The organism is Moorena sp. SIO4G3, assembly GCF_010692305.1.
Taxonomy (GTDB): Bacteria; Cyanobacteriota; Cyanobacteriia; order Cyanobacteriales; family Coleofasciculaceae; genus Moorena; species Moorena producens_A.
The window spans coordinates 1-13,329 of sequence record NZ_JAAHIG010000252.1 but is presented as its reverse complement, the minus strand read 5'-3'; the positions used below and the strand labels follow the sequence as shown (position 1 = coordinate 13,329).

Below are 13,329 nucleotides of genomic sequence, written 5' to 3'. Positions count from 1 at the left end.
TGCCCAGTAATAAATGCGATCGCAAACCATATCCATGACCGATATAGGATAATAACCACAGACAGGACAGCAATCAGCAACAAGGCTACTTGCACTACCAGGTAAATCAACTTCTGGCGACTACCATCACCCTTTTTAATCCCTGATGATTGGCTAATCTGTTGCCACCAATAAAATAGTTGTAAGGATGTATTCAAGACTTGATAGATCAAACTACGACCAAAGCCTGGAGTGCGATCGCCTAATACAGTGATCAGCAGATCTCGCACAATCAGGGCAGCTCGGGTAGCGAGATTTGTTAGGATAGTAGTGGGAATATCCTTTGACAATGTCTCTGAACCCACCTGGTAATGGTTGAGAAAGAACGTTTCTTTACCCTGGGGTAAGGAGTCAATGCTTTTCCTAGCTAATTCCTGAGCTGCTAGTAGACTAATGGTTTCACTAAAACTACCCTGAACTAGACTATACTGGGGTTTGGTGGTTAGACTTGTGGTTAGATTTGTGGTTTGACTATCGTTAGGAGCAGCAGGTTGAACTCGCTGTTGACTCCACTCTAGTTGTTCAGAAATTTCATCTTCAATCACATTCTGTAGGTCAGTGCTGAGAATATCACGATGTCCTTCTAGCACTAAATCATCCAGTATTGTTTTGAGATAATCCTCAGAAATATCTGGATTAGGAGTCGCCAGCTTACGTAGATGACCTTTAATTTTATCCTGGTGATCAGCGGTAGCGTTAGGGAAAGACTCTTGAATTAAAAAATCTAAGTACTGTTCTTTAAACTGTTCAAATTCTTCTCCGGCTTCAGGTATGTTATATTCTTGAGCTTGTCGTTTCAAAAAATTAGGAAACTTAGCAATCCCCTCAGGAGTAAGTAACCCTTCCACGATCCGGTTTAATCCGTCTAAGCGCCCCCACATAATATCATTGGAACGCCAAGACTTCTTAAAGAAACCGCCAAACGCATTTAAGGTATTTCCCGCCAGTTTACTATCTAAGTTTTGCCCTTTACCAAAACCCAGCTGAGCATCATCTGGACTAATCCGAATCGTCTCGATCAGATTTTTTTCCTCAATTTCAGATAGATACTCAAAGGGATACAAAACTTTATCGAGTTCTCGAAATCGTTTAAAACGAGTCAAGAGTTCTTCAGACTGATTTACCCCACTTAGTTCAATGAATTTCTCTGATGCTTCCTCTATCTTACACAAAACGGAGGAGTATTGTTCTCCATTATTTTCCGTATCGTTATTTTTGAATTTTTCAGCCTCCCAGATTTTTTGAAGTTGATTTGGTTCTTGCTCTACTTGATTAACTTTTTGCTGAAATTGTTCAAAAATGCTGGAAATTCGCCGCTGGGGCAACCAGTCAATGGTAGTTTTTCCAACTGTTTGGGTTTCAGAGTTAGCGGCTAATTGTTCTGCTGCTTCTTCCGGTAATTTTTGCAAGAAATAGGCTGGGACTGTCTCTAAATAGGATTGCTGATGGTTTTGTGGGACAAATTCTGCTAGCCCCTCAGCATCGAGCAAGAAACGGTATAACCGAATTAGACGGTTGTAAATATCACTAAGCAGTTTATTATTATTATCCGTATACTCTGAACTTTGATTAGTTTGAAAGCATGATATCCTATCATAGAAGGATTGACTAACCTGGGGATGATTCAACAGCTTAGTTAATGCCATCTTAAGGACTTCTAGGAGTTTAATGTGACGACCTAGCCTTAAGGCTAGGGATTGGAGCGTTTTATACTCAGATAATGATGGCTCCTGATTCATCAACTGACAAACTTTTTTAACGATATAGAAGTGCTTCCTTAAGGCATATTCGATATCGAGATTGCTAATCTGTTGACTAGGGTCTTGGGGAATAATGTCGTTATTTTCCCGTTTTTCCGGTTCAGTAATGTGTTGGGTCAGTAGCTTAGCTATTTTATCTAAAATGACTTGCTTGTTTAATATTTCTTGGTAAGATTTGGTGCTACTGACTTGAGACATTCTCAAGACTAGAGGTAATGTGCGATCGCGTAAGCTAATCATACGACTACGCCAATAAATTCCCGTCTCAACTGGGAGCGTTGTCTGTTGGGAGTTGTCAGCCTTAGCAAATAAGGGGGATTCCGCATCGGCTAGCAGAGAATGGTAGCGCTGGATTTTCTGGTTACGGTCTTTGATTAACCCCAAATCATTACTAATACTTTCATAGGTCGGCATTCCTAACAACGACTCCTGGATTACCTCCCAGACATCAGGCTTTGGCATCTGATTAAACTTTTGGCTGCCAGCAAAATTATCTGGACTGGGATCGATATAAAATAACTTGCGCTCAACTGGATAATAGTCGGCACGATAATACATTTCTTTGATGGTGTAACTGAAAGGCCGATTATCTAGCACACCTCCATCCACAAAGTGCAATTGATACCCACCGGTTGGAGGGGTTTCCGGTAACTTGCGATTCTTCAGGATTCCCCATTCTACTAACTTGGCATCGACCTGATTGCTAGGATTATCTAACTCAACGGTAACCACAGGGAAGGCAACTGGAAAACAGGATGTAATACGACACAGTTTGGCCAGAGCTTGATAGGTGTCTTGAACCGTTGAATTGTTTGGGTTAAAATTGGGATTAAAGGGCTCTTTGCGACCTTGACGGTGCTTGAGATGAAAAATCGTGCGGTGGTCTTTAAGATCAATCACCCGTCCGGTATCATCAAAAACGGTATCAACCCGTCCTACAACATCAGTTCCTGTTACAAATAAATCTAATTCATTAAAGGAAGATACCCACTCGTCTGAGGGTGCTTTCTTTTTATTACTCTGCCCTTGTTCAAAGGCTTTAGCTAGTGCATCTTGATAGTAGCCCTTGCCATCTAAAATAGATTCCCCATCATTTTTACCTTGAGTAATGCTAGGTTTATGCATGAGCTTGCGGATGTTGCCATTTTCCCGCCAAATTTGGGCAAAGTTTTCAAAATCGATGACTTCATCCTGACTACTATTGGTCAAAGCGTAGCTCAGCAGAACCCCATTAATCCCTCCCGCTGACGTGCCTGAGAGAATATCAACAATAATATCAGAATCGGTGAGAGCTTTAACAAGTTTATAGATACCTCGACCGCGAACAGCATTATAAAATTCGCGGCAAACACCGTTCATATAAATCGCTAGAGAGACTCCACCATAAACCACTAGTCCTAAGCGCAGTTCTCTGCTAAATTCTGGCTTGCTAAAGTTTTGGCTAGACATAATATGGCTCTCCAATTAGGGACGTTACCGTTAGTTACTGGCTAAATATAGCAATCCGTGTAGGAATTGTGAGAATTTTTGATGCCATATTCCCTACTCCCGTCTTGATGCAGTCGCTCATGGGGGAAACCCCCTTTGGCCGACTGCATCGCTGCTCCCTGTTCCCTGCTCCCTGTTCCCTGTTCCCTTTGCTATAGTAGTAAGGTGCTGCTGACACAACCTGCGGAAATCATCCCCGCGATGTTCAAAGCTTTGGTATTGGTCAAAGCTAGCACAGGCGGGAGAAAGCAGGACAACACTAGCATTATACTGTTGAGCTAGTTCTGCTGCTCTTGGTACCGCTTTCGCCATAGTTTCCACAAGTTCGTAACTGGAGTAGCCAGCTTCTTTAAGGCGTGCCGCAAAAGCAGGTGCTGCCTCACCAATGAGTAACACAACCGCTGCTTTGAGTTTAATGGTTTCAATCCAACTGGTATCATCACCAGCTTTGGCTTCACCACCAGCAATTAGAATAGTGGGTGCAGCTACTGAGGCTAAACCGACTTGAGCCGCATCATAGTTGGTGGCTTTACTATCATTGATGAAGTCTATCCCCTGCCAGGTAATCACCTTTTCTAGGCGATGGGGTACACCAGGAAACTTGGCAATGGCGGATGCGATCGCATTTTTCTCAATTCCTGCCAATCGTGCTGTTGCCACTGCCATTAATAAATTTTGTCGATTGTGATCTCCGACCATTTGTAAGGATTTTACTGGCAAGATCGGTTCTGAGTCTGCTATCACCCAGTCATCTTGGATGTAAGCCCAAGGTTGAAAATTCCTGTCTCCCTGACCACCTGTGATACTGATCCAATAGGCATCGGGCCAATAGTTTACTCCCAAATTACCCAGGTAAGGGTCATCCCCATTGATAACTTGTAACTGGGAGCGACGCAGTAAAGATGCCTTTATATCATAATAGTTTTCCAGAGTTTTGTGACGGCTGAGGTGGTCAGGAGTCAAGGTTGTCAAGACACCAATACGAGGGGCAAGGTCTTTGGAGGATTCGATTTGGTAACTACTGATTTCCCCAATTACCCAATCGATTGGGGATGTTTCCTGGGGTTTACCCGTGATTTCTGGTGCTAGGAGGAGTTCGCAAGCGGCATAACCAATGTTACCGCAGGCGGGGGCATGGAAACCAGCTTCTTGAAAAATAGCAGCAATCAGAGAGGTGGTAGTAGTTTTGCCGTTAGTACCAGTAACACCTACCCATGGGGATTGGAGATAACGCCAAGCTAATTCAATTTCCCCTATGGTTTCAATGCCTTGGGTCCTAGCCGCAACTAAGACTGGTATATCCCAGGGAACACCAGGACTAACTACAATTAGCTGGGGTAAGTCTGAAGAGTCTAGGGTTAGGGAATAACCCAGTTTAAGGTTAATTCCGTCTCTGGCAAGCTGTTGTTGTTGGTGTTGCCAGTCTTCTGGGGTATAACGTGCAGCGATCCGTTCAGGGCTAGCGGCATCGCTGAGAGTGACATCCCAACCTTCTTTTCTTAGAAGTCTTGCGGCTGCAAGACCTGAGCGTCCTAATCCAATAACATCAGCCTTAGGCATACTTTGATTGGTAGTGCATCTGATGGTTTGCCGTTTATAACTATAGCAGTTATAGCGGTTTTGAATTGGATAAGTTACTTACTTTTTGGGAGTAGGGAGTAGGGAGTAGGGAGTAGGGGGAAGAAACTTGACTTGACTTTATAAGTATTATCAACGCTATAATTCTTTATTACTTGACATTAATAGGACTTAAAGATTATCCAAAAATATCGAATGTTTTAAAAATAGTTCCTTGCCCAATCTCGCACTGTTCGCCTAATTGCCCGCCTACCATCAGCCCGATGGCGCTCAATTAAACTAGGAAGCTCTTGAATCGGTAACTCAGGAAAAACCCTACTCTTTGCTTGTTCTACATACTCACCCTCTTGCAGTAAGTAAATTGTTAGTTTGCCAGAATCATAGCACCATATTTCTGGGACTCCCAAGCGAGAATAGATTGGCAAACGAGGCAGTGATTTACTAGTTATATCAATTTCTATAGCGAGATCTGGGGGGGATCTTGGTTGAGATCTAAGTCCAACCTGCCTCGAATCGCCGCTTCATTTTGGATATAAAAACAATTATCTGCTTCTACCCCAGCTAAGCTACTCTCTCGCCGCCAGGTTGTTGACCCTAAACTTTCGTAGTCTAAATCTAGTTCATCTGCCAGCTCTTTAACTAGGTCACCAATCACCTCTTTATAATATTCATGTTCAGGCAAAGGAGTCATAATCTCAATGGTACCATAATCATAGGCTAAACGAGCAGAGCGATGGTCACCTAAATCCAGCAGCAGATTTTCAAACTGTTCCCAGGAAATGTTATGTAAAACCACCCGATCTGCTCTCTGTTTCGTCACTACCATTAGTTTGGTCTCCGAAGCTAATAATAGGTCATTTTTTTATTATATAATTACTATCTATAGCAGTTATCAATTGGGTAAGTTACAAAGTGCTGATAACTAAATCGCATCCTCTCTATCAAGCTGAGAAAAAATTTTTTTGACAGGGATTTTCCAAAAAGCCATGTTCCTTTGCAACCGCTTCGCGAACAGAATCGAAACTACCAGGTTATTGACAAGAACTTCGGGATGGAATTTAAGACTGAATATTATATCAAATATCAAGAAAGCTCAACAGGTGCTGGGTTGAGCACTCCAGACACTCCAGCAGCTTGAAGCATTAGGGAAATATGGGGATTTGACCTTGCCATATGAGCCGATAAATCTTAACATAAATTAATGTAATACAATATTTCTCAACATATTAACTATGGCTACTTCAGAAGAACAACGCAAACAGAAAATCATGGAGCACCTGCAGAAAACTACGGAACTGCCTGTAAAGCAGCCTTCCTTATCAGAGGCTAGGAAGCAGAAAATGATGGAGCACATCAAAATGACCCTAGGTTAAGGCAAACCCCTAGATATTCCGTAGGGTGGGTTAGGCGCGGCCAGGATTTGAGAGATTATCAATCAGTCTTGGAAAGTGCCGTAACCCACCTTCTTCAAAATTCCGCTCCTGACTACTGAGGTATGATGGCGAAGCGAGAATTCTAAACCATGGAAATTCATGACACAGCCCAACAGTCGGTTTATGAACGAGGCCATTGCTCTATCTGTGATCAGCGTTAGGTCTGGAAAGGGAGGTCCGTTTGGAGCAGTGGTTGTCAAGGATGGAGAGATTATTGCCAAAGCTCATAATCAAGTCACCTCCACTAATGATCCTACGGCACATGCTGAAATTGTAGCTATCCGTGATGCCTGCAAGGTCTTACAGACTTTTCAACTGACCGGTTGCGAACTCTATACTAGCTGTGAGCCATGCCCAATGTGCCTCGGGGCGATCTACTGGGCTAGGCTGGACAAGGTTTACTATGCCAATACTAAAGCTGATGCCGCTCAAATTGGATTTGATGACCAATTCATTTACGAGGAATTGGACTTGCCCATAAGCGATCGCAAACTCCCAATCATTCAATTAATGCGGGATGAAGCCTTAAGAGCTTTCCAAGAATGGCAAGAAAAAACCGATAAGGTAGAGTATTAATACTATAGCAATTCTACGCTTGTGAGGTACAAAGTTATGGTTTTTAGGGAGCAGGGAGCAGGGACTTCGGAGCATATAATAGGAAAGAGGGAAGAGGGAAGAGGGCAAAAATAATGTGTACCTCATAGCTACGATAAACGCTAGAGTGTAGCAGCTTAGGGCTTAAAAAAAGCGATCGCTACTGAATCAAAAGCCGATCACCCTTAGCAGGAGAGATGAGACGATAGGGGGATGAGAGGATAGGGAAATGGGGAGATAGGGAGATGGGGAGATTTTTCTTAAAGGTAACTATTCTGAGATCATATACAGGGTTTATAAATGAGATGTAAACCGGGAGCATATCACTTATGCAGAACATTTGTACGCTTATTTGGGTAATAGGTAATAGGTAATAGGTAATAGGTAATGGGTAATAGGTAATAGGGGCAGCATCGGGTGCATCTCATATTTGTAAAAAAGTTGCGTAGGGTGTGTTAGGGGGGGCCTCATTGTCTTGATGCAATAGCGAGTGGGGGAAACCCCCAAGACCGTAATGGTGCGTTTTCCGCATTAAGAATTAAATTCGCCACGGGTCGCACCTCTGCATCGCTTTCCGCTCAAGCGCCAGGGTTTAGACAGCCCGCCCCGTAACGCACCACCTTGTCAAACAACTTTTAGGAGATGCACCCGGCAGCATCTCACTTATGCATAATATTTTTACATTATCTATAGCCCCCTAATGGGTAATTGCTTGCGCTCATGGGACATAGTACTAATGTTTCAGCAACGCAAGACCTGCTCCCTGTAAACCTGTATGGTATTTTTTTACTCTCCAATAAAACTCCGTATATCTTGCCACTCTTGCCTTTTACCTTTTGTATGCAAGCCTTTTTCGGCAATTCGTGTGTTTAAAACCCAGATACAAACCCGCTTATTACCTAACCCCTCTATATTCAGTACCTAGAGACAAATCAAGATTGCTGGTTAAGGTCGAGTATAGGCTGTGGGGTGTAGGGGAATTCAAGGGCTATTTCATATTTCTTTACAAACTGTCCCGAATTAATTAAGTCAATCACCCTAAAAAAAATGTGAATTATCGGCTGTGGGGTTTAGGGGAATTCAAGGGCTATTTCATATTTCTTTACAAACTGTCCCGGATTAAGTCAATCGCCCCACAAAAATTTAGATAATATTAAATTTAATAGCTAGGGATTGGTAGATAAAGTAAACTGCAACTAGTCTAAGACTATGCGGCGACTATCTTACTAGATTATTGACTAAGATTATTCCCTAAAAGTTACCACTTACAATTCTAATCAATGCTTTGCTTTGAGTTGGTCAAAGATTCTCCGACAACTCTGAAAGCACTTAACTAATTAAGTTATCAATTAAATTTTCAACAGTCAACCCTCAACAGTAATAACTCAACCATGGATAATCGTTGCATGATTCCGGTAGTTAGGTCTCCCAAAGACTACCAAGCTTATCGTATTAGTCCCCAGGATAAAAATCGCTTAGCCATTGTGTTCGATCCAGACAGTGCTAATGCTTCAATAACATTTTGTGTAGAGATTTTTGAGCCAGGAGGAAAGACTCCGCTCCATTATCATAAAATTGGAGTAGAAATGTTCTATATCCTCAAGGGTCAAGGGTTAGCCAGCTGTGATGGCAAAATCGTTACGCTGCGGACTGGAGATACCTTATTAGTTCCCCCTACAGGAATTCATGAAATTAGAAATACTGGGACTGAGCGTTTGTATACCCTGTGCTGGATGGTGCCTAATGAGGACTTTGCTGAACTAGTTCGCAGTGGTACACCGGTTGAATTCGATGAAGAGGATATGAGAGTGCTTGGGGGTCAAGATGTGTTGGTAGCTTGTTGAAGAATTTAATAGCTAGATATCTGGGACTGTTAATCACTTGATAGCTATCAGCTATCAGCTATCAGCTATCAGCTTATGTGCTACGCACACGCGTGCGCGAACAGCTTATGGGTTACGTCTCAGCGTAGAGTTATAGCACTACCCATTAAAGTTATGACGTTGATACAAGCTGAAAAGCTTTTTTATTCAACTTTTAGGTGCGACCCGTGGCGAATTTAATTCGCCTACGGAAAGCGCACCTTTGCCTTTTGCCTTTTGTATGCAAGCCTTTTGCCTTGCGCGTAGTGCTATACTGCGTAAGTCCTATTGATGAAAAAAAGCTTTTACCTAGGAGTTAGTATTTTTACCCTATGCTGGCTCCTTTCATTTTTTCCAGGATTACTCCCTGAAAATTTACCACCAACTGCTGTGAGAATGCTAGGAGCAACGCTTCTCATGGCAGTTTTTTGGATTGCTGAAACTATCCCGATTGCGGCCACCTCGATAATTCCCTTGGGTTTATTCCCCTTTTTAGGAATTGTTTCTGCTGAAGAGGTTGCTTCCGCCTATACTTCTGATGTAGTATTGTTATTGATGGCAGTTTTTTTTATTGCTAAAGCGGTTGAAAAATATAACCTACATCAGCGGATTGCTTTCCACATTATTAGCGTTGTTGGTACCAAACCGACCAGGTTAATTTTGGGGTTTATGCTAGCAACAGCAGTATTGTCGATGTGGATAGCAAATACAGCTATAACCTTGATGATGCTGCCAATAGCTATCTCTATTATCGAACAAACGGCTCTTGCTAATCCCAATATTGATGTAGGGAAAACTCTGGGAACTTCCCTAATGCTGGGAATTGCCTACGCAGCTAATATTGGTGGAATTGGAACCCCGATCGGGACGCCAACTAACCTGATATTCTTGGCACAATTTAAAGAAAATTTTCCAGAAAATAACGCCATTACATTTTTTCAATGGATGATGGTGGGAGTGCCAGCTGTTTTGATATTTATATTGTTAACTTGGATATATTTAACTAAAATAATAGTCAAGCTTGATAATAACAGTTTATCCTCAGACTATTTTAATATTCCAGACAAAGAAGTCCAGAAACTGGAGAAAATGTCTCAGGGAGAAAAATACGTTGCCATTTTATTTGGGTTAATGGCATTGTTGTGGATTTTTAGGGCAGATATCACCATCGGTTCCTTTACATTAACGGGTTGGGCAACCTATCTGGGCGTGGCTAACTTTGTTCATGATTCCAGTGTGGCTGCCCTAATTGCTGTTATCATGTTTATACTTCCTGTGAAAACAGAGACGGGAGAGCAAATCAACCTCCTAGATTGGGAAACGGCTGTGAAAATTCCTTGGGGAATATTGCTGCTATTCGGGGGCGGAATTGCAATTTCTAAAGGGTTTGCTGCGTCAGGATTATCTCAATTCCTAGGGTATAATTTACAAATTGGATTGCAGGGACTTTCAACGGTTTTGATGGTGGTTTGCATCTGTGTATTTATGACCTTTTTGACAGAAGTGACCTCGAATACAGCAACCACAGCTCTGATTATGCCTATTTTAGCTACTGCTGCACCGATTATAAATGTATCACCTGCTTTGTTGATGTGGCCTGCTGCAATTTCGGCTTCCTTCGCGTTTATGCTGCCAGTGGCAACTGCTCCCAATGCAATTGTTTACTCTCAGGAATATTTCCCAATTTCTACCATGGCTAAGGTAGGATTAGTGTTAAATATAGTAGGGGTAATTATAGTAAGTTTGTTGATGAATTTTGTAGCTATCCCCATGTTGGGATGACTATAAGTTACAGGTAGCAGGTTGGAAGGTTGAAGGTTAAACAAGAAACAGCATCAATGGTAACACGGGATGGAGTACGGCTGGATGCGGATATCTACCGTCCCGATAGTGCTGGTGAGTTTCCGGTGTTGCTGATGCGGCAACCCTATGGAAAAGCGATCGCATCTACGGTAGTCTATGCTCATCCCACTTGGTATGCTGCCCAGGGTTACATTGTGGTGATTCAAGATGTCAGGGGGAGGGGCACTTCAGACGGTAAGTTTGATTTGTTTGCCCACGAAGTAGAAGATGGCTTTGATAGTGTTAACTGGGCAGCAACTTTACCCGGTAGCACTGGGGATGTGGGCATGTATGGCTTTTCCTATCAGGGGATGACTCAACTGTACGCTGCTGCAAGCTATCCCAAGGCTCTGAAAACTATCTGTCCAGCGATGATTGGCTATGATTTATACAGCGATTGGGCCTATGAGGGAGGAGCGTTTTGTTTACAAGCTAATCTGGGTTGGGCGATACAATTAGCAACAGAAACGGCACGATTGCGGTCAGATGAGCAAGCCTATCAACTGCTGTATGCAGCATCTCGGAATTTACCCCTGTATGACCCAATTCCGGCTCGCCCTCAAATTCTCCAAGACTTAGCACCAGACTCCTTTTATCACGACTGGTTAGACCATCCTCACCCAGATGAATACTGGGAAAAACTATCTCCCAAGGGAATGATGCAGGATGTAGACATGCCCATGTTACACATTGGGGGATGGTTTGACCCATTTTTGCGAGGGACACTTCATTTATATAAAGATATGGCATCTCATGCCAGTTCGCCCCAGCATCTGATCATTGGACCTTGGGCGCACCTGCCTTGGGGGCGTAAAGTGGGAGCAGTGGATTATGGTCTCCAGGCGAATAGTCCCGTTGATGGCTTGCAAGTGCGTTGGTTTGACCAGTTCCTCAAGGGAATTGATACCAAGGTGCTTGAGCAACCGCCTGTTTGTCTATTTGAGATGGGAACTAATCGGTGGCGTTATTTTGATAGTTGGCCTGATGGCAATCAGAAATCTTATTATCTGGTAACTTCCGGTTTAGCCAGTGTCAGGGAAGATTCTGGAAAATTAGTGCCAGAAAAGTCTCAAGAAATGCAACAGCCATCGGAGACAGAGGGAGTATCCCAAATCCAGCATACCTATGATCTATCCTGTGATCTATTAGTTCATGACCCTTGGCGTCCAGTTCCAGCAATGGGGGGTCATGCAGGGATGCCAGTCGGTTCATGCGATCGCACTGCCATAGATTGTCGCACAGATGTTTTAACCTACACCTCTGAACCCTTAGCAGAAGATTTACATTTGGTAGGGGATGTAGTATCCGAGGTGTTTTGCACCGCTGATACTCCCAGTTTTGATATCTGTGCAGTTTTGTCGGAAGTCCATCCTGATGGCAGGGTTTACAATGTCACTCAAGGATATCGGCGGGTGAATCCTGGGGACAATACTACTAATCCGTGGCGGATTAGATTGCAGGCAACTTGTGTGCGTATTGCTAAAGGAAATCAGTTGCGCTTAAGTCTGAGTGGGGCTTGTTTTCCCGCTTATCCAGTGAATTCCGGCACCGGGGCTTTCCCTGGTGAAAGTCGATTGATGGATGCTCAGATTATTACTTTGAAGGTGAGTTGTGGAGGAGATTATCCAACTCGTGTTTTATTACCTATTTTTAGGTCTGACCCAAAATGAGCGCCATTATAAATAAGCGCTATAGCTGACAGGTCTCCAAAGCAGCAACTAACTGCTCGAAATGATCCAGTGTATGAGTTGCCATAACTGAGATCCGAATTCGACTGGTAGGCACTGTAGGAGGACGAATAGCAGGGGCGAAGATACCAGCTGCTTTCAATGTTTCGCCAACAGCAAGAGCCTCAGTAGCACTATTTATGGAAATGCAAAGGATAGGCGACTCAGAGGGCAAACAGTTGAGATTAGGCAACTGCTGAGTAATTAACTGTTTGAGAATCTCTACATTATTCCTCAGTTGAGCGCACCGTTCTGGTTCTTGTTGGACAATTTGGATTGCTGCCAATGCTGCTGCTGTATCTGCTGGAGATAAAGCAGTGGTGTAAATCCAGCTAGGAGAACGATTTCGGAGGAAATCAATTAAAACTGCCGAACCAGCCACATACCCTCCCAAACTACCCAAAGCTTTACTGAGGGTGCCCACTTGAATAATCGTTTCTCCAGTACAGCCAAAATGTTCCACACACCCAGCGCCTGTAGCGCCCAAAACTCCCGTAGCATGGGCTTCATCCACCAGGAGCATACAATTAAATTGGTTGGCCAACCCTAATAGCTCAGGCAAGGGGCATAAATCACCATCCATGCTAAAGACGCTATCAGTAACAATTAAGCAGCGGCGGTACTGTTGTCGGTATTGAATCAGTTGACTCTGCAAAGAAGCCATATTGCAGTGATCATAGTCGATTACCTGGGCACCGCTCAAAATTGCCCCATTTTTAAGGCTGGAGTGGTTGTATTGATCCCCTAGGATTAAATCCCGTTTCCCTACTAACGCTGCAATCGTACCTATATTTGCTAAATACCCAGAGCTATAGACTATCGCATCTTCAGTTTGTTTGAGAGATGCGATCGCATTTTCCAATTCTCTATGCAGTTCCCGGTGTCCAGTAAGTAATCTCGAACCAGTGCTGCCAGTACCATAGTCCTTAGTAGCAGTAACTGCTGCTGCGATTAAAGGAGGTGAGCCTGCCAGTCCCAGATAGTCATTACTAGCGAAGTTAATCAA

Annotated in this window: 9 protein-coding genes; 4 read left to right on the top strand and 5 right to left on the bottom strand. The window is 43.3% G+C overall.

Going from position 1 to position 13,329, the window contains the following annotated elements; all coding sequences use genetic code 11:
* From F6J99_RS31235 to F6J99_RS45740, 4 genes are all read right to left on the bottom strand, one after another.
* A partial coding sequence (locus tag F6J99_RS31235) for a patatin-like protein (protein ID WP_293118784.1) occupies positions 1-3,248 on the bottom strand: 3,248 nt, incomplete at its 3' end.
* Positions 3,249-3,365: 117 nt separating this feature from the next.
* Entirely contained in the window at positions 3,366-4,847 is a 1,482-nt protein-coding gene (gene murD / locus F6J99_RS31230; protein ID WP_293118782.1) for a UDP-N-acetylmuramoyl-L-alanine--D-glutamate ligase, read from the bottom strand.
* A gap of 218 nt (positions 4,848-5,065) precedes the next feature.
* On the bottom strand, positions 5,066-5,299 hold the full coding sequence (locus F6J99_RS45745) for a Uma2 family endonuclease (protein ID WP_287313732.1): 234 nt from the start codon (positions 5,297-5,299) through the stop codon (positions 5,066-5,068).
* A 23-nt stretch (positions 5,300-5,322) separates the two neighbouring features.
* Positions 5,323-5,691 (bottom strand): Uma2 family endonuclease, encoded by a 369-nt coding sequence (locus F6J99_RS45740; RefSeq protein ID WP_365974585.1) that lies wholly within the window; start codon positions 5,689-5,691, stop codon positions 5,323-5,325.
* A 706-nt stretch (positions 5,692-6,397) separates the two neighbouring features.
* Between F6J99_RS45740 and F6J99_RS31220 the strand changes: the two genes are divergently transcribed.
* The 4 genes from F6J99_RS31220 (at position 6,398) to F6J99_RS31205 (ending at position 12,266) form a co-directional block, all read left to right on the top strand.
* A complete protein-coding gene (locus F6J99_RS31220; protein WP_293118780.1) occupies positions 6,398-6,874 on the top strand; it encodes a nucleoside deaminase in 477 nt (158 codons plus the stop codon).
* A gap of 1,409 nt (positions 6,875-8,283) precedes the next feature.
* The gene (locus F6J99_RS31215; RefSeq protein WP_193431296.1) at positions 8,284-8,736 is read left to right on the top strand and encodes a cupin domain-containing protein; all 453 of its coding nucleotides are present in this window, start codon (positions 8,284-8,286) and stop codon (positions 8,734-8,736) included.
* Positions 8,737-9,045: 309 nt separating this feature from the next.
* Positions 9,046-10,536: an SLC13 family permease gene (locus tag F6J99_RS31210; protein WP_293118778.1), complete on the top strand. Its 1,491-nt coding sequence runs from the start codon at positions 9,046-9,048 to the stop codon at positions 10,534-10,536.
* 56 nt (positions 10,537-10,592) lie between these two features.
* Complete coding sequence (locus F6J99_RS31205) at positions 10,593-12,266, top strand: CocE/NonD family hydrolase (protein WP_293118776.1); 1,674 nt, start codon at positions 10,593-10,595, stop codon at positions 12,264-12,266.
* A gap of 19 nt (positions 12,267-12,285) precedes the next feature.
* On the opposite strand, the gene bioF is transcribed toward F6J99_RS31205, so the two are convergent.
* Positions 12,286-13,329: 8-amino-7-oxononanoate synthase (gene bioF / locus F6J99_RS31200; RefSeq protein WP_293118774.1), on the bottom strand; the 1,044-nt coding region annotated here is incomplete at its 5' end.